General features: G+C 43.0%; 18 protein-coding genes. 7 read left to right on the top strand and 11 right to left on the bottom strand.

What is annotated here, in order from left to right; all coding sequences use genetic code 11:
• Positions 1 to 100: 100 nt before the first annotated feature.
• The gene (gene pntB, locus ND16A_RS06695) at positions 101 to 1,477 is read right to left on the bottom strand and encodes a Re/Si-specific NAD(P)(+) transhydrogenase subunit beta (RefSeq protein WP_033078155.1); all 1,377 of its coding nucleotides are present in this window, start codon (positions 1,475 to 1,477) and stop codon (positions 101 to 103) included.
• A gap of 13 nt (positions 1,478 to 1,490) precedes the next feature.
• Entirely contained in the window at positions 1,491 to 3,023 is a 1,533-nt protein-coding gene (locus ND16A_RS06690; protein ID WP_033078156.1) for a Re/Si-specific NAD(P)(+) transhydrogenase subunit alpha, read from the bottom strand.
• A 434-nt stretch (positions 3,024 to 3,457) separates the two neighbouring features.
• On the opposite strand from ND16A_RS06690, the gene ND16A_RS06685 reads away from it, so the two are divergent.
• Positions 3,458 to 3,859, top strand: a complete 402-nt coding sequence (locus ND16A_RS06685) for a hypothetical protein (RefSeq protein ID WP_152593886.1) — start codon at positions 3,458 to 3,460, stop codon at positions 3,857 to 3,859.
• 493 nt (positions 3,860 to 4,352) lie between these two features.
• Here the strand turns inward: ND16A_RS06685 and fabB are convergent, their stop codons facing one another.
• On the bottom strand, positions 4,353 to 5,564 hold the full coding sequence (fabB, locus tag ND16A_RS06680; RefSeq protein ID WP_033078158.1) for a beta-ketoacyl-ACP synthase I: 1,212 nt from the start codon (positions 5,562 to 5,564) through the stop codon (positions 4,353 to 4,355).
• 203 nt (positions 5,565 to 5,767) lie between these two features.
• On the opposite strand from fabB, the gene mnmC reads away from it, so the two are divergent.
• Positions 5,768 to 7,777 carry a bifunctional tRNA (5-methylaminomethyl-2-thiouridine)(34)-methyltransferase MnmD/FAD-dependent 5-carboxymethylaminomethyl-2-thiouridine(34) oxidoreductase MnmC gene (gene mnmC / locus ND16A_RS06675; RefSeq protein ID WP_033078159.1) on the top strand — a complete coding sequence of 670 codons (2,010 nt, stop codon included), beginning with the start codon at positions 5,768 to 5,770 and terminating at the stop codon, positions 7,775 to 7,777.
• Positions 7,778 to 7,846: 69 nt separating this feature from the next.
• On the opposite strand, the gene ND16A_RS0119420 is transcribed toward mnmC, so the two are convergent.
• From ND16A_RS0119420 to ND16A_RS06665, 3 genes are all read right to left on the bottom strand, one after another.
• Positions 7,847 to 8,146 (bottom strand): YfcL family protein, encoded by a 300-nt coding sequence (locus tag ND16A_RS0119420; RefSeq protein WP_160173522.1) that lies wholly within the window; start codon positions 8,144 to 8,146, stop codon positions 7,847 to 7,849.
• Between the two features lie 310 nt (positions 8,147 to 8,456).
• A complete protein-coding gene (locus ND16A_RS06670; protein ID WP_033078160.1) occupies positions 8,457 to 9,617 on the bottom strand; it encodes an ATP-NAD kinase family protein in 1,161 nt (386 codons plus the stop codon).
• Positions 9,604 to 10,212, bottom strand: a complete 609-nt coding sequence (locus ND16A_RS06665) for an elongation factor P hydroxylase (protein ID WP_081945606.1) — start codon at positions 10,210 to 10,212, stop codon at positions 9,604 to 9,606. The genes ND16A_RS06670 and ND16A_RS06665 overlap by 14 nt, the downstream gene beginning before the upstream one ends.
• Before the next feature lie 512 nt (positions 10,213 to 10,724).
• Here ND16A_RS06665 and ND16A_RS06660 point away from each other — a divergent pair.
• Entirely contained in the window at positions 10,725 to 11,195 is a 471-nt protein-coding gene (locus ND16A_RS06660; protein ID WP_033078162.1) for an Lrp/AsnC family transcriptional regulator, read from the top strand.
• 96 nt (positions 11,196 to 11,291) lie between these two features.
• Here the strand turns inward: ND16A_RS06660 and ND16A_RS06655 are convergent, their stop codons facing one another.
• The 3 genes from ND16A_RS06655 to dnaK form a co-directional block, all read right to left on the bottom strand.
• A complete protein-coding gene (locus ND16A_RS06655; protein ID WP_052073159.1) occupies positions 11,292 to 12,023 on the bottom strand; it encodes a tetratricopeptide repeat protein in 732 nt (243 codons plus the stop codon).
• Positions 12,024 to 12,540: 517 nt separating this feature from the next.
• Positions 12,541 to 13,689 carry a molecular chaperone DnaJ gene (gene dnaJ, locus ND16A_RS06650; RefSeq protein ID WP_033078163.1) on the bottom strand — a complete coding sequence of 383 codons (1,149 nt, stop codon included), beginning with the start codon at positions 13,687 to 13,689 and terminating at the stop codon, positions 12,541 to 12,543.
• 121 nt (positions 13,690 to 13,810) lie between these two features.
• The gene (dnaK, locus tag ND16A_RS06645) at positions 13,811 to 15,739 is read right to left on the bottom strand and encodes a molecular chaperone DnaK (RefSeq protein ID WP_033078164.1); all 1,929 of its coding nucleotides are present in this window, start codon (positions 15,737 to 15,739) and stop codon (positions 13,811 to 13,813) included.
• Positions 15,740 to 15,799: 60 nt separating this feature from the next.
• On the opposite strand from dnaK, the gene ND16A_RS21340 reads away from it, so the two are divergent.
• Entirely contained in the window at positions 15,800 to 15,946 is a 147-nt protein-coding gene (locus ND16A_RS21340; RefSeq protein ID WP_160173523.1) for a hypothetical protein, read from the top strand.
• A 423-nt stretch (positions 15,947 to 16,369) separates the two neighbouring features.
• Here the strand turns inward: ND16A_RS21340 and grpE are convergent, their stop codons facing one another.
• The gene (grpE, locus tag ND16A_RS06640) at positions 16,370 to 17,002 is read right to left on the bottom strand and encodes a nucleotide exchange factor GrpE (protein ID WP_033078165.1); all 633 of its coding nucleotides are present in this window, start codon (positions 17,000 to 17,002) and stop codon (positions 16,370 to 16,372) included.
• A 191-nt stretch (positions 17,003 to 17,193) separates the two neighbouring features.
• Here grpE and nadK point away from each other — a divergent pair, with 191 nt between their 5' ends.
• From nadK to ND16A_RS06625, 3 genes are all read left to right on the top strand, one after another.
• The gene (gene nadK, locus ND16A_RS06635; RefSeq protein ID WP_033078166.1) at positions 17,194 to 18,075 is read left to right on the top strand and encodes an NAD(+) kinase; all 882 of its coding nucleotides are present in this window, start codon (positions 17,194 to 17,196) and stop codon (positions 18,073 to 18,075) included.
• Positions 18,076 to 18,237: 162 nt separating this feature from the next.
• Entirely contained in the window at positions 18,238 to 19,914 is a 1,677-nt protein-coding gene (gene recN / locus ND16A_RS06630; protein ID WP_033078167.1) for a DNA repair protein RecN, read from the top strand.
• 132 nt (positions 19,915 to 20,046) lie between these two features.
• The gene (locus ND16A_RS06625; protein ID WP_052073160.1) at positions 20,047 to 20,385 is read left to right on the top strand and encodes an outer membrane protein assembly factor BamE; all 339 of its coding nucleotides are present in this window, start codon (positions 20,047 to 20,049) and stop codon (positions 20,383 to 20,385) included.
• Positions 20,386 to 20,553: 168 nt separating this feature from the next.
• Here the strand turns inward: ND16A_RS06625 and ND16A_RS06620 are convergent, their stop codons facing one another.
• Positions 20,554 to 21,477: a hypothetical protein gene (locus tag ND16A_RS06620; protein ID WP_033078168.1), complete on the bottom strand. Its 924-nt coding sequence runs from the start codon at positions 21,475 to 21,477 to the stop codon at positions 20,554 to 20,556.
• Between the last annotated feature and the right edge of the window lies 1 nt (position 21,478).

Below are 21,478 nucleotides of genomic sequence, written 5' to 3' on the forward strand. Positions count from 1 at the left end.
TGTCTTTAAAATGCTACCTTATAGAGCTTTAAAAATCTTCTCAACCGAGTCTTTCGCATCGCCGAATAACCATCTTGAGTGTTGTCTTTAAAATGCTACCTTATAGAGCTTTAAAAATCTTCTCAACGGAGTCTTTCGCATCGCCGAATAACATCGCGGTGTTGTCTTTAAAGAATAATGGATTTTGCACACCCGCATAACCCGTATTCATTGAACGCTTAAACACAATCACTTGTTTCGCATTCCACACCTCACATACCGGCATGCCGGCAATTGGGCTGGTTGGATCTTCTGCGGCTGCAGGGTTCACCGTATCGTTGGCACCAATGACCAGTACTACGTCAGTTTCCGGGAAGTCATCATTGATTTCTTCCATCCCAAGAACGATATCGTAAGGGACTTTCGCTTCCGCTAACAGTACATTCATATGACCTGGCAAGCGACCCGCTACCGGGTGAATGGCAAAACGTACTTCAATGCCCTTTTCTTGTAGGGCACGAGTAATTTCATACACAGGGTATTGCGCTTGTGCTACGGCCATACCATAACCAGGGGTAATCACTACCGTTTTCGCTTCGGTTAGTAAATCCGCCGTTGCCTCAGCGGTGATCTCAATATGGTCACCGTAATCGACATCGCTGGCAACGTGTACGTCGGTACCAAAACCACCGGCAATAACACTAAAGAACGAGCGATTCATTGCTTTACACATGATGTAAGACAATATTGCCCCCGAAGAGCCCACCAAAGCACCGGTAATAATTAATAAATCATTGCCTAACATGAAACCTGCGGAAGCTGCAGCCCAACCCGAATATGAGTTAAGCATAGACACAACTACCGGCATATCGGCACCACCAATGGAAGCCACTAAATGCCAACCAAAGACAAAGGCAATAAAAGTCATGATCAATAATGGTGTGGTTGCGCCACCGGCTTCTACAAACTGCACCATTAAATACACACAGGCGATGATGGCAATCAAGTTTAATTTATGCCGCTGCGGTAACATAAGTGCAGAAGTATTGATGATACCGCGCAATTTAGCAAAGGCGACGACAGAACCAGTAAAGGTTACCGCACCGATAAATACGCCTAAAAACACTTCAACATTATGTATCGTTAACGCCGCGCCCATCATTAAAGCGCTATGATCAAAATAGCTATTAAAACCAACAAATACCGCGGCCAAACCAACAAAGCTATGCAAAATAGCAACCAGCTCGGGCATTTCCGTCATTTCCACTTTTTTGGCTAAACGGATACCAATAAAGCCACCAATCGCCATACAAGCGATGATTAGTGGCACTCCGGTTACACTCGGGTTGGCAATGGTTGCGATTAAGGCAACGGTCATACCAATAATGCCGTACCAGTTACCCGCTTCGGCACTATCTTGCTTACTGAGACCAGCAAGACTCATAATGAATAATAATCCAGCAATAATATATGCTGCAGTAATAATTCCTTCATTCATTGTTACTACTCCCCTACTTTCTAAACATTTTAAGCATGCGCTTAGTAACAAAGAAACCACCAGCAATATTGATGGTGGCGATTAATATGGCAATCCCGGCAAGAACCTGCACTATCAGTGAATCACTGCCGACTTGCAGCAAGGCACCGACCACGATAATACCGGATATGGCATTGGTAACACTCATTAAGGGCGTATGTAAGGCGTGACTTACGTTCCACACCAGGTGGTAGCCGACAACACATGCCAATACAAACACGGTAAAGTGTGATAAGAAATCTGCTGGGGCGACACTTGCAACCCAGGTAAAGCCAAGTGCAGCCACCGCCATTGCGATGTATTTAGGAATACTTGATTTTGGTTCTTCGTCTGCTACCACTACAGCAGCTTCAACCGGTTTTGCCGCGGGTGCTGCTGACACTTGAATTGGCGGAGGTGGGAAAGTAATGTCACCATCTTTAACCACGGTCATGTTACGTTGCACTTCATCATTAAAATCGATATTGATGTTGCCGTCTTTTTCTTTACACAATAACTTCATTAAATTAACTAAGTTATTGGCATAAAGCTGACTAGACTGGTTCGGCAGACGTGAGACGAAATCGGTATAGCCGATTATTTTCACCTGATTTACTTCGTTAATTTCACCCGGAACAGTAAGTTCACAGTTACCACCACCAGGGGCCGCTAGATCTACCACAATCGAACCCGGCTTCATTGCCAGTACCATTTCTTCGGTGATAAGTTTAGGTGCAGGACGCCCAGGTATCATCGCCGTGGTAATGATAATATCGACGTCTTTTGCCTGTTCTAAAAACAATGCCATTTCAGCGTCAATAAAGGCCTGGCTCATTTCTTTGGCGTAACCGTCACCACTACCGGTGTCTTCTTCTTCCTCATAATCTAACTCAAGGAATTCAGCACCCATGCTTTCAATTTGCTCTTTTACTTCTGGACGTGTATCAAAAGCACGAACAATTGCCCCTAAGCTACCGGCAGTACCTATGGCAGCAAGACCGGCAACACCGGCACCGATGATCATAACCTTCGCCGGAGGAATTTTTCCGGCGGCAGTGATTTGCCCGGTCAAAAAGCGACCAAAATGATTGGTTGCTTCGATCACGGCTCGATAACCGGCAATGTTTGCCATCGAGCTTAACGCATCCATAGATTGTGAACGGGTCATCCTTGGCACCATTTCCATGGCCAGAGTGTTCACTTTTTTAGACTTAAGCTGTTCAAGCAGCTCATTATTTTGCGCAGGTGCAATAAAACTCACCAAGGTAGACCCTTCTTTTAACAGGTCTACTTCACTATCTGTTGGTTGATTTACCTTTAGCACGATATCGGCGTTCAAGGCATCGGCAGTTTTTACAATGCCTGCTCCTGCTTGCTGATAAACGTCATCATTAAAACTGGCGTTATCGCCAGCACCTTGCTCAACAACAACGTCGAAGCCAAGCTTTATCAGTGCTTGAATGGATGTCGGCGAGGCTGAAACACGATTTTCACCGGAAAGTGTTTCTTTAGGTATTCCGATTTGCATAGAATTTACCTTAATAAATTATCGTCATAGTTAGGCTGTATATTATAAGCAATGTACAGCATCAGTCAATCATATAAGAACCAGCGGTTGAATTTTGTTAACTGGTTGAAATTATTAGTATCACTATTTCGACTAAAAAAAAACCGGACCAGTGCAAATTTGGCTAATTTGATAAGAAAAGGTCGTTTTTTGCAAAATTGATTACCCTATTTCAGCAAAAGTGCGCTATCTTTAGAAAAGGTAAGTAAACTTAAATAACAAAAATATACGTCCCTTTAATATAGCACACGCCATATTGTGACTTGGGAAGTGGTTTCAGCCTTGCGGTAAAAAACGGATTTATTCATGCTGGCAAAAAATCGCTTCGTGCTAACGGATGCGTTGATAAGCAGGGTATGAAGAAATTACTTTTGTTGCTTTTGGTTTGGTTTCACATGAGTACTGCAGCGCTAGCTGAAGAAGTGCTGTCTGAAGCGGCGATAAACCATATTGCACAACAATTTATCGATTTTCACAAAACAGAAGCGAAAGGCCTGCTGCAGACGGTGCTATCCCCAGAATTAACCGTTATCGTCACCCAAGGTTCGAACGGCTATGGCTTCGTCCTTAAATATTCTAAATCTGAATACATTGATTACTTGCGGCAAGGCCATAAAAGTCGCTCGCGCATTGGCACTGATGTCGCTTTCATTTCTTCGGAATTATTAGGTAATAGAGAAGCAAAAATTATTTTGCGCTATCGCTCTAAAAAACTGAATAAATATGTGTGGATGGAAGGCATAATCAGTTTAGAGAAGGGTCAAGCGAAGGTGATACAAATAGAAGAGTATACGTAATTGTAAAGTTAAGATGTAATCTGACAGGTTTAGTTATAAGTTTTAACCTAGCCTGACAGACCTCTCCGTGCCACTTGCAGAAGTAGAGAAAGTACGCCGTCATCCTCGAGGAGCTCAAGCGACATCGGGGACCTCCTCCAGTAATAGTGTGCTTGTAAAAATTTGATTTTATTTAATTTTAAAACCACAGCATGCGTAAGGAGGTCCCGTGTCTCGCTTAAACTCGCACAGGATGACGGCGTGTTTTTTCTAGATTGAGTGGTGTATTGTACGGCTCTATATAGACTGTCAGGTATTATTCTGATTTGCGAACTAAAATGCCAGATTGAATCTAGGCGTCTACGGCTTAAAGTCTACGGCTTAAAGCAGTTCGAAGCCCTCAAAACTTTAACCTGATACCTTTTCCCCTTATATCCTGCTCCCGGTACCCAATTCCAGGCATAAAAAAACCAGGACATACCTGGTTTTTTGGGGATATTAAATTCGCTTACGCTTATTTATATTTCTTCATTACCAGCGTTGAGTTGGTACCGCCAAAACCGAAGCTGTTTGACATTGCTAAATCAATGTTTTCTTCACGTGCTTCAGATACGATATCAAGGCCGATGGCTTTTTCATCCAAGTCAGAAATATTTACTGATGGGGCAACAAAGTTATGTTCCATCATTAACATAGTATAGATGGCTTCGTGTACACCAGCGGCGCCTAACGCATGGCCAGTCATCGCTTTGGTTGCAGAAATTGCTGGTGAGTCTTTACCAAATACTTCTTGAATGGCGCCAAGCTCTTTCACATCACCAACCGGTGTTGATGTGCCGTGAGTGTTTAAGTAATCAACTTTACCGTCAACGCCTTCCATCGCTTGTTGCATACAACGAACGGCACCTTCGCCGCTTGGTGCTACCATATCGTAGCCATCAGACGTTGCACCGTAACCTACGATTTCCGCATAAATATGGGCGCCACGAGCTAATGCGTGTTCCAATTCTTCAACCACAACCATACCGCCACCACCAGAGATAACGAAACCGTCACGGTTTGCATCGTAAGTGCGAGAAGCATGCTCTGGAGTGTCATTATACTTAGTTGATAACGCCCCCATGCCGTCAAACATCATCGCCAATGACCAATCGACTTCTTCACCACCACCGGCGAAAACAACATCTTGTTTACCCAGTTGAATAAGCTCTGCGGCATGACCAATACAGTGTGCCGAAGTAGCACAAGCTGAACTGATTGAGTAATTATTACCTAAAATTTTAAACGGAGTGGCAAGACAAGCTGAACATGTCGATGACATGGTTTTTGGTACCGCATAAGGACCAACACGCTTAACACCACGGTTACGTAATGTGTCTGCTGAATTTACTACGTTTAACGATGATGCACCGCCAGAACCAGCAATTAAACCGGTACGGAAATTCGATACTTGCTCAGGCGTTAATTTGGCGTCGCTAATCGCTTCTTCCATCGCGATGTAGGCATAACCTGCGGCATCACCCATAAAGCGCCATACTTTTCTGTCTATGTGCTCGCTTGGCTCAATGTCTGGTTTACCCCAAACTTGACTACGTAATCCGTTTTCGGCAAAGCTCTCTGAACGAGAAATGCCTGACTTACCAGTTTTTAAAGACTCTAGAACTTCTTGGGCGTTGTTACCGATTGAAGAAACAATACCAAGACCTGTAATAACTACACGTTTCATTATATATATAACCATCATTTATTGATTGAACTGTGCGTATCATACTACGTTTATTTGTCGATCTGGTCTGTCCAGTGTACAGCTGTACGCTGATTTTCCATCGACTCTACTAGATAATATCGCGTTGACGGGTTAAAATTTAGCAAAATTAGCGCCTTAACGCACGATATTTTGATCAAAACTGAAAACAAGGATCGCCTCCTGTGTCACCAATAAAAACAGCAAACGTAAAATTTGATAAAAGTGGAGCTCCATTTTCAGCCGATTTTGACGATATCTATTTCGATAACACCTTAGGTTGCCAACAAAGTGAACAAGTGTTCATTAAAGCCAACAATATTGAGCAAACCTGGCTAAATTTCAGCGCGAGTGTATTTGTCATTGCCGAAACCGGTTTTGGCAGCGGTTTGAACTTCTTTTTGACTCTGGAAAAATTTATTGCCTTTAAACGACGTAGCAATAGTTCCTTAAAATTGCACTTTATCAGTACAGAAAAATACCCGTTAACCATGCAGGATATGAGCAAAACGCTCAAGCTTTGGCCGCAGTTTGACGATGTCAGTGAGCAATTACTCGGCCAGTATGACATCACTGAAAACGCCCGACAAACTTATACATTTGCCAACGGTGACGTATCATTAACCATACACTTTCGGGATGCCAGTGAGGCATTTACTGCTATTGATGTTCCCGAGCAAGGCCTGGTTGATGCATTCTATCTTGATGGATTTGCCCCGAGTCGAAATCCAGAGATGTGGAGCAAAGCGTTATTTTTACAGCTCGCGCGGTTAGCAAAAAAAGGCGCCAGTTTAGGCACATTCACGGTGGCAGGCTTTGTTCGCCGCGGCTTGAGTGAAGTTGGCTTCAAAGTAAGCAAGATCTTCTACGGCAACGACATAAATGACGCCGAGAAAACGGAATCGACGCAAGCCAGATTCGTCGGCCTAAGGCAAGGCAAACCGTTAACCGGGTTTAAAATAAGAGAGAAAGTCGAAAGTTCGCAGCACGCGACGATTGTCGGGGGCGGGCTTGCCAGTGCCTGTGCCGCATTAGCGTTAGCCAATAAAGGCATTAATGTCACTTTATTGTGTAAAGATGAGCAAATCGCCCAGGGCGCATCCAGTAATGCCATCGGCGCAGTGTACCCGATTTTGCATCAAGATAAAGACAGTTTGAGCCTGTTTTATCAACAAGGCTTTGAGCACTCACTGGCGTTATTCAAACAGTTAATTGCCCAAGGCTATCAATTTAGTCACGGTTTCGACGGCTTAATCGATGTCTCCTACAAAGACGCATTAGTGCAACGCCAACAAATATTCTCTCAGAAAGGTGTTTGGCCAGAAGACCTTATTCATGGCATTAGCAAACAGCAAGTAAACGACATAAGTGGTATCGGCGTTGATCATCCCGGTTTGTACATGCCGAGAGCCGGTTGGGTCTGTCCGCCAGAATTAGTACAAGCCATAATGCAGGCCGCCATAGCAACAGGCAAGGTAAAAGTAAAAACCAAACGAAAAGTGTTGGCGGTAAAACCTCTGGCCAATGATAGATGGTTATTGACCACCAATAAAGGCCAAAAACAAATACAAAATTTAATTTTCTGTACTGGCGCTGACAGTGTCGATGTTGAGTCATTAGCACAGCTACCCTTGTCTGTGGTGCGCGGTCAGGTAAGCCAAATGCAGAGCAATGACAGCATTAAAAATTTAAAAACCGTTCTTTGCCATAAAGGCTATCTGACACCAAAAAATAATGGCGTACATTGTATCGGCGCTACGTTTGACAAGGATGATAACGACACTCGCTTACGCGATGAGGATAACCAATACAATATTGATATGTTGGCCAGTTGTTTAGGCGATATTGGCAACTGGAGCATGGCAGATGTAACGGCGAGTAAAGCCAGGTTGCGTTGCTGCACGCCCGATCATTTACCTATGGTGGGACGAGTGCCCAATATTGAAAAACACCAAGAGTATTATCAACATTTAAGCAAAGATAAAAATTGGCATTATAAGCAATCGGCGCCACTGAAAAATGGTTTATATGTATTAACCGGGTTGGGTGCCAGAGGTCTGTGCTCTGCACCATTATTGGCCGAAATTTTGGCCGCAGAGATTTGCAATGACGATTACCCGGTCGATGAAGAAATGCTGTTTAACTTGTCGCCAAACCGCTTTGTGATCCGTGATTTGATAAAGAACAAACCGTAGCGCATAGCTCTTGCATTTAAGTTACGACTTATCAAAAGCCACTCAACCATGTTAACGACAACGCCGTGGTTAATAACAAAACAGAGGGCTAATACTCTGCCAAAATTCATCCACATGAGTTTTATCCTCCACATTAAGCTCCGCACTCGCAGCCGCTAATTGTTGGCTGATAATGGCGGCTAAGTCTCGGCAAAGTAATTGCTGATCATCACCAAATTCTACTGCCGCGACTTCAATAAAGCCACGTAAATAACTGCTGGCAAACAGCAGATCATCATTATCCAGGTCAATAATGCTATCAAAATATTGGCACAGCAGCGCCAAAGAATTGATAGTTTGTAAGTGTTCAGGGGAGGATGTTGGCATCATAATTGTCATCGGTTAATGGTTAAATTTATATATACCCGTGCTACCTCAAAGTGCAAGATTTCAGTGGGAGTTAAAAGCAATATAGGCAAGGCATTAAATTTAGAGAATGGTTGTTCCATTGTTAAAATTAATAACGCGGCATAAATTGCTTTTAAACCCACCGGAACGGAGTGTCTGAGCAATCCCACTTCTTCGTTGAACCTATTTGTAAGGGGAGCGCCATTCCTGTATAGCTGCGCCTTGAATTGAGATTGCTCAGTCACTCTGAAACATGCATCTTGAGGTAGCACGGGTATATAGGATAGTGACATTAGCTCAGGCCGGGACTGGCAACAGGATAAAGCACTTGATCATGGAATCCGGTGACCACCGGAATAAAGCCTGATAATTCGAGATCCAAATGCTTATCACCGGTATCGACAATTAATGGCCGTTGGTTTAATGCTTGTAATTTTGTTTTGCTGGCAATCACAATGATATTGTCTTTACCAATCGCGCGGATAACCCTTGGACTTAGTTGTTGATTGCCGCGACCAAAAATATGGCCCTGACCACCGATCACGGTAATGACCAGTTTTGCCTGATTTGGATTTTGATTTTGACTGTCACTAATAGCTTGATATAAATCGGCCTCAATAACATCGGTAGCCACTAAATCTTGTTCTTTGACCAAATCAACGCCAAGCAAAGTATTGGTTAGCGTCAGTTCTTCCATGACGGCAGCAACCGTTGAGCCCGAGCCGATAACAAATAACTCTTCATCCATAAGTTCAATGACATGGGCGGCAATATCCATTAGCACCATTTCATCGGTTTCTTTGCCGCCTGATTTTACTGCCTGTATATATTGCAACTCACTGGGTATTTGCATTTCTCCATAACGTCTCGCTTTAACCACGCCTGAGCGAAATGCCGCTTCATCAATATCCATAACATCAGCCTGATGAAATGAAACGAGTTCATTATTTACCATTAATTCTACTACCCGCCCTGCCGATGTTGGCGTTAAGGCATAGACACCGGAGTGGATCTTACAACCTGCCGGAATACCTAACACCGGAAAGTAACCATCAACCTGATGGCTGACATTGCGTGCGGTACCATCACCACCGGCAAACAGCAATAAATCGACGCCCTGTTGTTGCAGTGCCTGCACCAACTGTTCACTGTCTTGTGCAGTAGAGCTCCTGCCCTCGCTGACGCCTTTATATTGATAAACTACTTCCACATTAAAACCCAAGTCCCTGGCACTGTCTTCGCCCATATCGCCATTGGCGGTATAAATGGTGATTTTATCTTTGTAGGGTAATAACACTTCTAAAGCGAGCTTGGCGCGTAGGTTTGCTTTCGGCTTCGCCCCTAAGGCCAATGCTTTTGCGGCAGTGTTAGCGCCATCACTGCCTTTTAAAGCAACGCTGCCACCAATACCGGCGAGTGGGTTCACTAAAAAACCTAATTTAAAATGTTTCATTTATTGCTCTATCATCTAAGACGGATACCGGTATTGGTATATGCAGCTCGTTTTCGCTTAACGGCTTTGAAAATGCAAACATTTCGGCGGTCAATATCAGCTCAGGTTGATAAAACGCGATTAAGGCATCAATAAACTGCTGCGCTCGTGCTGGGAAGCCATGCGCTAAATAGTGCTGTACCTGTAAGTAAACTTTATGCTGAAAGCCAAAGCGGTCAACTTCGATACCCGAGAGATTATCTGCAGAGACATTAAAGTTAAAGCCACTGGCAACGCAAAAAGCCCATTCGATCGCTTGTGGTTTAATTTCAACTTGCTCAAATTGTTGTTGTTGTTGGGCATCTCGGCCATCTGGTGCGTACCAGTAACCAAAATCTTCTATCAGCCGCCTGTTGGCGCCGGCAATACACCAATGGGAAACTTCATGAAAAGCGCTGGCATAAAATCCATGCGCAAAAATCACTCGATGAAAGTCACAGCCACTGTCCGCTGGCAGGTACACGGGTTCATCATCACCTTTCACCAGACGAGTATTCTCACTAGTAAAGAACAGTTCGGCAAAGATATTGATAAGATCTTGATAGTTATGAGTCATGGCAAAGGAATTTATTTATATACTTGCTCCATTTTAACCAAAACAGGGAAGAAAATTAATACCTTAATGACGATTATTTAAATTGATTAAAAATTCATTTAAATCGCTTATGCTGAACAACTTAATTGGGTCTATACCCGTGCTGCCTCAAGATGCATGTTCAAAATACGTTTTGAGTGACTGAGCAAGCTCAATTCAAGGCGCAGCTATGCAGGAATGGCGTTCCCCTTTCAAATAGGTGCAACGAAGAAGTGGGATTGCTCAGACACTCCGTTCCGGTGGGTTTAAAAGCAATTTATGCCGCGTTATTAATTTTAACAATGGAACAACCATTCTCTAAATTTAATGCCTTGCCTAAATTGCTTTTAACTCCCACTGAAATCTTGCACTTTGAGGTAGCACGGGTATAGTAGGCGCAGATAATAATTAATAGCAAGTTGATTAACAATGAGCAGATCTTAATCAAATTGGTATAACCTGAACTCAGGTTAAATAATAAAACAGAGACTCCAATGAAAAAGCTTGATGATATTGATTTACAAATTTTAACTTTGTTATTTCAAGATGCAGATATCACCAATAAAGATCTTGCCGCAGCCATTGGCACTGCGCCATCAACATGTTTAGAGCGAGTGAAACGATTAAAAACCGCAGGAGTGATCAAAGGCTCATTCATAGATGTGAATTACAATACCATTGGCGGCAACATTCAAGCCATGGCCGCGATTCAATTGCAACCTTACTCGGAAGAAATTGTAAACGCGTTACGAGATCAGTTGTTGCCGTTGCCAGAAATCATTAGCATGTTTCATATGGGCGGTGCTTTTGACTTCTATATACATATGTCAGTGACAGACACTGAGCATTTGCGTCGCTTTGTGTTTTCAGCAATTACTTCCAGAGATGAAGTGACTAATGTCGAAACGGCTTTGGTGTTTGAGCACAGTCGCAGTTCTGCGATCCCAAATTTTTCTGAAGAATAGCTAATACCAATAACTGATAACAAAAAGCTAGGGTCAGAGTCGATTTTACTCAGCAATAAATCGACTCTGACCCTAGTTTTACTGGCTCACGTTTTCTTAAGGTGACTGCAATTCAAAAGGTACATACTCTTCAATCTTAGGCACAATTTTTAAATACAATTCGTCAGCGCGTTCACGACAACGTTTAATTTGCTCGCGGGAGAGTTTTTTAGAATCTATATTCATACTTTTTTCTGCCGGAGAATAACCATTAAAGGCCGCTACCCGATTCCAGATATAAGACATTTCGAGATCTTTAGTTACCCCTAAACCATCAAAATATAGCAAGGCCAGATTAAACTGTGCATAGGCATAATTTTGCATGGCTGCATCTTCATACCAAATCGCGGCTTTGTTGTAACTTTGGGTCGTTACCACCCCTTCCTGGTACATAATGGCCAGGTTATATTGTGCAGCGGCTAAGCCTTTTTCAGCCGCCCGTTTAGTATACTCAAAGCCCTGTTTACGGTCTTTCGTGGTGCCTTTACCAACTAAATACATTTGCGCAAGAGAAAATTGTGCTTCGGCTATACCTCGCCCTGCCGCTCTTTGGTACAGTGCAAATGCTTTTTGATAATCTTGCTCGGTGCCAAAACCATTTTCATGCAACATGCCCTGTTGGTATAAAGCTTGCGGGTAACCCAACTCAACCAGTGGTTTTAACTCTTCTATCGCCAGCGTAAAATCACCGCGGTTGATCATTTCAATCGCCTCTTCATAGCCTGCGCTTGCCGGGGCAATAAAGCCAAAAGAGAGTAACAATATTAATAATTTTTTTTGTACCGCCATCACTCATTCTCCACATACAAATAGTAATTTAATTATAGACCTTTTTTGCATTAAAACACCATGGATAACAAAGCCTTTATCTATAATTTAAAAAAAATAGCTTCGAGCTTCGAGCTTCTGGCTACTGGCAGATTTGGTATTGTTTCAATGATAGCTTCGGGCCTCGAGCTACGGGCTACTAGCTTCTGGCAGCCTGCGTTCAATTCGTGAGGCTGAAGCCCCGCCAACCGGGTTTTAACCAATATCGACAACTTACACCGCGTTATCCCACTGCAATGGCTCACTGTCAAGCAAGGGGGTTCCGACCTTCGTCGGAATGACGGTGAACTTTTTCTAAGAATATTGGAGTTTTAACGGTGTTTGTTTATTTAAACCACGTCATCCCGTTATGCTTTTGAACGGGACCTCCTAAATTCAAAACGTGCATAGAATCAGTGGCTTTTCGTTTCTCGCTGCTTGAAACAAAAAAAAGGCTGCAGAGCAGCCTTTTTTGGTCAATATTAAATATTATTTAATCTTACTTCAGTGAATCAAAAAACTTCTTCACCCCGTCAAAGAACCCTTGTTCTTTGGGACGGAAACGAGCAGCATCTTTGCCCTCGCCCATACTTGCCTGAAATTGCTCAAGCAGTTCTTTTTGCTCAGCCTTAAGGTTTACCGGGGTTTCGACTACCACCTTACACATTAAGTCGCCAGTGATTGAACTGCGTACCGATTTAACCCCTTTGCCACGCATACGGAACATTTTCCCGGTTTGCGTTTCACTTGGGATCTTCAGTTTTACTTTGCCGCCTAAGGTTGGCACTTCAATTTCACCGCCTAAAGCTGATACGGTGAAACTGATTGGTACTTCACAGTACAAGTTGTTTTCTTCACGAACAAAAATATCATGGTCACGTACATTCACTTGTACGTACAAATCGCCTGCTGGCGCACCCATTTCACCGGCTTCACCTTCACCTGACAAGCGAATTCTGTCACCCGTATCTACACCAGCAGGAACTTTTGCTGACAGGGTTTTGGTTTTCTCAACTCGCCCTTGACCACGACATGACGTACACGGTTCTTTAATCACCTTGCCGCGACCAGAACACGTTGGACAAGTTTGCTGAACCGCAAATAAGCCTTGACGCATTTGTACCTGGCCATGGCCATGGCAAGTTTGACAAGTACTTGCCGAAGTGCCTTTTTTCGCGCCACTGCCAGCACAAGGATCGCAATTCACGTAAGTTGGTACTTTCAGTTCGACGGTTTTGCCTTTCACCGCATCTTCAAGGCTCATATCCAGGTTGTAACGTAAGTCACTGCCACGGCGCGCTCTTGATTGACCGCCACGGCCACCACGGCCACCGCCGCCAAAGATATCACCAAAAACATCACCAAAGATATCGCCAAAGTCAGCGCCACCGCCACCAAAACCGCCACCACCGTGGCCGCCTTGTTCAAAGGCTGCATGGCCGTATTGATCATAAGCCGCACGCTTTTGATCATCGTTTAAGATCTCGTAAGCTTCTTTTACTTCTTTAAACTGCTCTTCTTTACTTTTATCACCCTTAGTTCTATCCGGGTGAAATTTCATCGCCAGACGTTTATAGGCTTTTTTTATCTCTCGGTCTGTGGCACTTTTCGCCACCCCAAGAACTTCATAATAATCACGTTTTGACATAAATATGTGTACTTAATCAGTCGAATTTTATAAACAATAAAGCGCTGACTTTACCCAATACCCATAAGGCATAAGTGGCAAACAGCGCTTTATTAGTTTTAACAGCAGTAGTTAACAGCTATTATTTTTTGTCGTCTTTCACTTCTTCAAACTCAGCATCCACTACGTCTTCAGCAGGTTGTGCTTGTGGTTCACCAGCTTGACCTTCAGGAGCTGCAGCGCCTTCAGCTTGCGCTTTGGCCTGAGCAATTTCCATCAATTTGGCAGACGCTTCAATTACCGCTTGCGATGCAGCTTCAATCGCTTCTTTGTCGTCGCCTTTAATGACTTCATCAAGTGCAGTTAATGCCGCTTCAATTTTCTCTTTGTCTTCGCTTGGTAAGTCATCACCAGCTTCAGTAATTTGTGTACGAGTAGCATGAGCCATACCATCAGCCTGGTTACGGGCTGTAACTAACTCTTCAAATTTCACATCAGCATCGGCATTGGCTTCTGCATCACGTACCATTTGTTCTACTTCTTCATCAGATAAACCTGAAGATGCCTTAATGGTGATCTTCTGTTCTTTACCTGTGTTCTTATCTTTAGCAGTTACATGCAAGATACCATCGGCATCGATATCAAACGTTACTTCGATTTGTGGCATACCACGTGGTGCGGCATCAATACCTTCCAGGTTAAATTGACCTAAAGATTTGTTTAGTGACGCTTGCTTACGCTCACCTTGAACCACGTGTACCGTTACTGCGGCTTGATTATCTTCAGCCGTTGAGAACGTTTGTGATTGCTTGGTTGGGATAGTGGTATTTTTGTCGATAACTTTTGTCATCACCCCACCCATGGTTTCAATACCAAGAGATAGTGGCGTAACGTCAAGCAGTAATACGTCGGTAACATCACCAGATAAAACACCGGCTTGTACCGCGGCACCAGAAGCTACAGCTTCATCAGGGTTTACGTCTTTGCGTGGCTCTTTACCGAAGAAATCAGTTACCGTGCTTTGTACCAGTGGCATACGAGTTTGACCACCAACCAAGATAACATCAGTGATGTCACTCGTTGATAAATCAGCATCAGATAAAGCCGTTTTAAGTGGCTCTAGCGTTGCTTTAACCATATCTTCAACTAATGATTCTAATTTGGCACGAGTCACTTTGATGTTCATGTGCTTAGGACCAGATGCATCAGCAGTGATGTATGGTAAGTTAACATCCGTTTGTTGGGCTGAAGATAACTCACACTTAGCTTTTTCTGCCGCTTCTTTCAAACGTTGCATCGCTAATGGGTCGGTAGTTAAGTCCATACCGGCATCTTTCTTGAATTCTGCCACAAGGTAGTTGATTAAACGGTTATCGAAATCTTCACCACCTAAGTGCGTGTCACCGTTAGTGGCAAGTACTTCAAACGTATGCTCGCCTTCTAATTCATCAATTTCGATAATAGAGATATCAAAAGTACCACCACCTAAGTCGTATACAGCAACAACACGGTCGCCTTCTTTTTTGTCCATGCCGTAAGCAAGGGCAGCAGCCGTTGGCTCATTGATGATACGTTTAACATCAAGACCAGCAATACGTCCAGCATCTTTGGTTGCCTGACGTTGTGAATCGTTGAAATAGGCCGGTACTGTGATTACCGCTTCAGTGACTTCTTCACCTAAGAAGTCTTCTGCCGTTTTCTTCATTTTAGCAAGTACTTCAGCAGAAACTTGTGGTGGAGCAATGGTTTCGCCTTTTGCTTGTACCCATGCATCGCCGTTATCAGCTTTTTTGATACCAAATGGCATAATGTCGATGTCACGTTGAACTTCTTTATCTTCAAAACGACGGCCAATTAAACGCTTAATCGCGTATAAGGTGTTTTCTGGGTTAGTCACCGCTTGACGCTTAGCGGGTTGGCCAACTAAGGTTTCGCCTTCCGCTGTGTATGCGATGATAGAAGGAGTAGTACGATCGCCTTCAGCATTTTCAATAACACGTACTGTGTCGCCATCTAATACAGCAACACATGAGTTTGTTGTCCCAAGGTCAATACCAATTATTTTGCCCATTGTTAGGATCTCCGATAAAGTTGTTCAGTTAATTCTTTGATAATCAGTAAGTGGGGTGGTGTGGATTATTTTTCAATAGAAAAAGCTGAAAAAGTTGAAAAAAAACTGAAAAAAGCCGAATTAATTAAAAATTACCAAAGGTTACCGCTTCTTTTGCATCAGAATATCGCTCCATTACCTTATTTATCTTTAGCAAACAGTTTTTAAATGGCGGGATAAGATCGGGAGCAACGGGCTTCTGCTGCGGGCAGATTTGGTATTGTTAAATTAGAGGTAAAATGCTCAAGTATACGTTCACAATAACTGGGAACTGGGAACTGGGAACTGGGAACTGGGAACTGGGGCAGTATCGATTTCACTTAGCATAGTGTCCATAGCAACAAGGTGAATTTTAACTAATCATGCGTTATGTTGATTGCTTTGGAGCTTGGGGAAAGAGCTTCTGCTCTCGGGTTTTGGGCAGATTTGGTATTGGCAGATGATAGGTGAATTGCTCAAATACACCGCAAGAAGCCTGTAGCTCGTTGCTCGCAGCTACGGGCCTCTGGCAGACTGGGTATTGTCACACTATTGGTGAATTAATCAAATACACAGCTCGTGGCCAGTAGCTCGCAGCTCGCGGCTTTAAAGTTACGCTTTCGCTTTTGATACCATAACCATGGCAGGACGAATTAAACGTCCATTTAGCTCGTAACCTTTTTGCATTACGGCAATTACGGTATTAGGCTCAACACCTTCAACTTCTTGCATCGACATAGCCTGATGTAATTCCGGGTTAAACGCCTGATCTTGTGGATCAACAGCCTTAACGCCAAATTTTTCTAAGCCAGACGTTAGCCCCTGCAAAGTAAGATTTACCCCTTCAAAGGTTGATTTCTGCTGTTCAGACTCAGCATCTATGGTGGCTAAGCCGCGTTCCAGGTTATCCACTACGTTAACCATTTCAGCAGCAAATTTTTCCAGAGCAAATTTTCTCGCTTTATCCACTTCCTGTGCACTACGACGACGCATATTGTCGACTTCAGCTTTGGCACGAATAACAGAATCTTTTTGATCGGCAACGGTTGCTTGTGCTACGGCCAATGCTTGCTCAAGTTCGGCAATTTTTTCTTGCTCAGGGCTTAGGCTTACCACTTCGGCAACGGTTTCGCCATCGCTTGCCGGCTCTTGCTCTGCATTCACTACTTGCTCTTCGCCATTAATTACAGACTCTTCATTTGCAGAAACTGCATCTTTATCAGTGTTGGTTGACTCGGTCGTCATTGATAACTCCAAAATATCGTTTTGCCTTTAGCGTTGGGCTCAGGGCAGTTATAACTCTCAATTGCAGATAATTATGGGGGCTTTATCAAAGGATTCAAGCAGAATTTTTAACTATTTAATATTCGGCCCCTTTACAATAAGCAAAATGTCGGTAAAACTGCCATAATAAACAATAAATTAGTACTGAATAAATGACGCAAATGTATAAAACTATTGGTCTTCTTGGTAAGCCCGATCATGACGGAGCATTAGCCACAATTGCTGCCTTGCATCACTATCTGGAAGATAAGGGTTATCAGGTAATGATCGAATCTACCGTGGCAACTAAGCTGAATAAAGATCAGTCTCTGAGTTTTGGTATTGTTGATATTGGCAAACAAGCTGATTTGGCAATCGTTGTTGGTGGTGATGGCTACATGCTTGGCGCCGCCAGGGTATTAGCAAATTATGACATTGCCGTACTCGGGGTTAACCGTGGAAATTTAGGGTTTTTAACTGATCTTTCGCCGGATAACTTAATTGACCCCCTGGAAAATATTCTTGCCGGTCAGTCAAAAACCGAACAGCGTTTTTTAATTTATGCCGAAGTGTTTCGACACGGCCAGCTAAAAAGCGCGAACAGTGCGATGAATGAGGCGGTGCTGCATCCAGGAAAAGTCGCCAGTATGATGGAGTTTGCCGTATATATCGATGATGTCTTTATGTTCTCGCAACGGTCGGATGGCATTATTGTGTCAACGCCCACCGGGTCTACCGCATATTCGATGTCTGCTGGCGGGCCAATAATGACACCAAACTTAAATGCGTTATCTTTAGTGCCAATGTTTCCCCACACCTTAACGTCCCGGCCTATTGTGGTGGATGGCGACAGTGAAATTAAGCTGGTAGTCGCCGCCAATAACCACGAAGAGTTACAGGTAAGTTGTGATGGTCACGTAATTTTAGCGGTAATGCCTGGCGATGAAATAATCATCAAGAAAAGTAAATATACCTTACGTTTGGTCCACCCAACCGATCACGATTACTTTAATGTATTGCGTACCAAGCTCAGTTGGGGCAATAAAGTTTATTAAGTTTATTAAGTTTACTGCGTCATTCGCCCTATCGTTTAAAAAATAAACTTGCATTCAAAAAAGAACACTGTTAATTTTACTGTATAAATTAACAGTGCTTTTTATTGTGTGCAGTAATCATTAAAACTCACTGTCTAAAATCTACTATTAGGGTGCGTCGTAATGTTATTGAATCTGGCCATTAAAAACTTTGCCATTGTTAGCTTTGTCGAAATTGACTGGCAACAGGGAATGACGACTATAACCGGGGAAACAGGCGCCGGTAAATCTATCGCCATTGATGCACTTAGTCTATGTCTTGGCTCTCGTGCCTTAGCCAATACGGTTCGGCCAGGTTGTGCCAAGGCAGAGTTAACGGCAACGTTTGATAGTAGCAATATTAGCAAGGCGACAAAATGGCTGGCGAAACATGACTTACAGCAAGACGATGAATGCATTATCCGCAGGATCATTAGTATTGAGGGCCGCTCAAAAGCGTATATAAACGGCAGCCCGGTGCCGCTTGCGCAATTAAAAGAACTCGGTCAACTGTTAATTAATATTCATGGTCAGCACGATCATCAGTTATTGATGAAAAGCCAGGAGCAACGCCGCTTGCTCGATGAATATGCTGATCATCAGGAGTTATTGTCTAGCCTGAAATTTTACCAAAGTAAATGGCGTAAATTAAATAACGAATTAACGTTATTGCAGCAAAACTCGCAACAGCGTCAGGCACAACTGCAGTTACTGCAATATCAGGTAAAAGAACTCGATCAATTTGCGTTGCAAGATAATGAGTTTACCCAATTAGAAACCGACTACAAACGTAACAGTAATGCCCAGCAACTGTTGCTGCTGTCACAACAATGCATCGAGCAACTCAGTGAGAGTAATAACATTACCGAACAAAGCAGTGCGTTAACACAACTGCAAAAAAGCAGCGAACAATTAAGCCAGTTGGCCGAATTAGACTCCGCCGCAGCCGCCATTGCCAGTTTAGTCAATGAAGCCAGAATTCAGCTGGAAGAAGCCAGCAAAGATTTAAATGATTACCAGCAAAGTATCGATATTGACCCGCAAAAATTTGCCTTAATTGAAGAGCGCTACTCATTTGCAATCCAGCTTGCCCGCAAGCATAAAGTGGCACCGGAAGAATTAGTGAGTTTTCATAGCAATATTAAAAAGCAGTTAAACGCAATCGCCAATGATGACTCTCGTCTCGATGTGATCAACGACGAACTGGAGCAATGCTTTAGCCAATATCTCGAGATTGCCAATAGCCTGCACAAAAGCCGTACCACCGCGGCTCAACAACTAGAGCAACAAATTACCAACTCAATGCGACAATTAAATATGCCTGACGCCGTATTTAAGCTGGCGATAACCGAAAAGCAGCTCAATGAACCGGCAAACCATGGTATCGATGAGATTGAATTTCTGGTCAGTATGAATCCCGGACAACCCGTTGAAGCACTGGCTAAAGTCGCCTCAGGCGGTGAATTATCGAGGATCAGTTTAGCAATACAGGTAATTTTGGCCGAACGTATCGTGACACCAACGCTGATTTTTGATGAAGTCGATGTCGGTATCAGTGGGCCAACCGCCGCCAAAGTCGGACAACAATTGCATAAACTTGGCCATTCAACCCAAGTGATTTGTGTTACTCATTTGCCACAGGTGGCGAGTAAAGGCCATCAACAACTATTTGTGGCTAAACTCACCGATGGCAAACATACCCAAACCAAGGTAACAGAACTTAACCAGCCAGGCCGGGAGCGTGAAATTGCTCGTTTATTGGCCGGTGATGAAGTAACAGACAGCAGTTTAGCAAATGCCCGGGAACTTTTGGCCAGCTAATGACTCCATTGAATAGTTAAATTAAATAATATGCCTGAGCGAGTTATTTGTTAAAAAGTTGACAAAAAACTTTAATCTCTGGCAAGCCTTGGTTATTATCCTTGCTCAGGATAAATAGGAAAAAATAATTAGATGTTATCTCGCGCAATAATTTTAGGCTTGGCATTATGCCTGGCAACTGGATGTGTTTATAAAATAGACATCCCACAAGGTAACTACCTTGAACAAAAACAAATTGATAAACTACAAATTGGTATGAGCAAAGAACAAGTTAAATTTGTGTTGGGTAACCCAGTTGTCAAAGACAGTTTTAACAGTAATACCTGGTATTACGTTTACGAATTTATTTCTGGCAAAGATGAAGCATTTAATAAGCGTAAAAAATTAGTTTTGAGTTTTGAAGCCGACAAACTGACGAAAGCGGAAGGTGATTTTAAAATTTCAGAGGGCTTCTATACGCCAATTCAATAAAAACAGTTATTAACAAATTAACAGAATTTAAACCTTCCATGGTAATTCTAAGTTAATTCATCCTTGAATTAAAAAGCCCGACATTGTTTTACATGTCGGGCTTTTTTGTACAGGGATGTACTTATACCCGGCAGGCAGGATGCCTTTAGAGAGTAATAAATTTGTTAATTAAAACTGGTAACCATTGGCTTTGCTTAATAACGTATTTGCGTCAATGCGCTCCAACACACAGTTTTTCACATCCAGTTTGTTAAACACCAACACTTTATCTTTAATACGATTGCCCTCCTTGCTGCCTGCGCCTTTGATGATCATTGATACATATTCATCATCTGGAAGCGCCTTCAAGCCACCGCCGTAATTGCATAATACCTGTGAAACTGTGTTTTCCAATTGCTGATAAAATTTTTGCTGCTGCTTAGCCTTTTCCGCTTGGGCCTGTTTTACCTGCTTTTGGTACTGTTCTGCGCGTTTGCTAATTTCCGCTTTCGCTTTGACAATTTTTGCTTTTTTCTGTTCGAGCTTAGCCTTTTCCTGTTTGTGCTCGGCTTGATCTTCTTTCTCTAAAGAATATTCCTGGTATTTTAAATCACGTTCTTCCCGAGCAATGTCCCGCAATTCATAAGCCAATTCGCGCTCTTGCTCTCTTATCTCTCTTTGCTCTTCTGAATTTGAGCGCATATGTTCACTGGCTAACTCCATCGCTATCGCCGCTTCTTCCATCGCTGCTTCGATCACAATTTCATAGTTTTCGCCAAATAAATCCGCACTATCAACCCCTTCTGGCGCTGTCGGTGCTCTTGGAGCCACAGGGACTGTTGGCATAACAGGCATGGTAAAATCAAAACCATAATTACTGCTTCTACTGACATTCAAGGTAAAGACCACCCCCTGGCTGGCTAAGTAATTACTTTCCATACGAGTAAGTTGCGGACCTTTTCTATCGCTCTGTTTTTTAATCGACGATTTAATAATATCAGTCATAATATCAAGTTGTTGATGTAGTTGGTTATAATCCATGGCGATTGCATTTTGGCTAACAAGTGCGGTTAATAACGCTAAAGGTAAAGTGAGTTTTTTAAAGTTGTTCATT

This window comes from Thalassotalea sp. ND16A (assembly GCF_000764205.1).
GTDB lineage: Bacteria > Pseudomonadota > Gammaproteobacteria > Enterobacterales > Alteromonadaceae > Thalassotalea_A.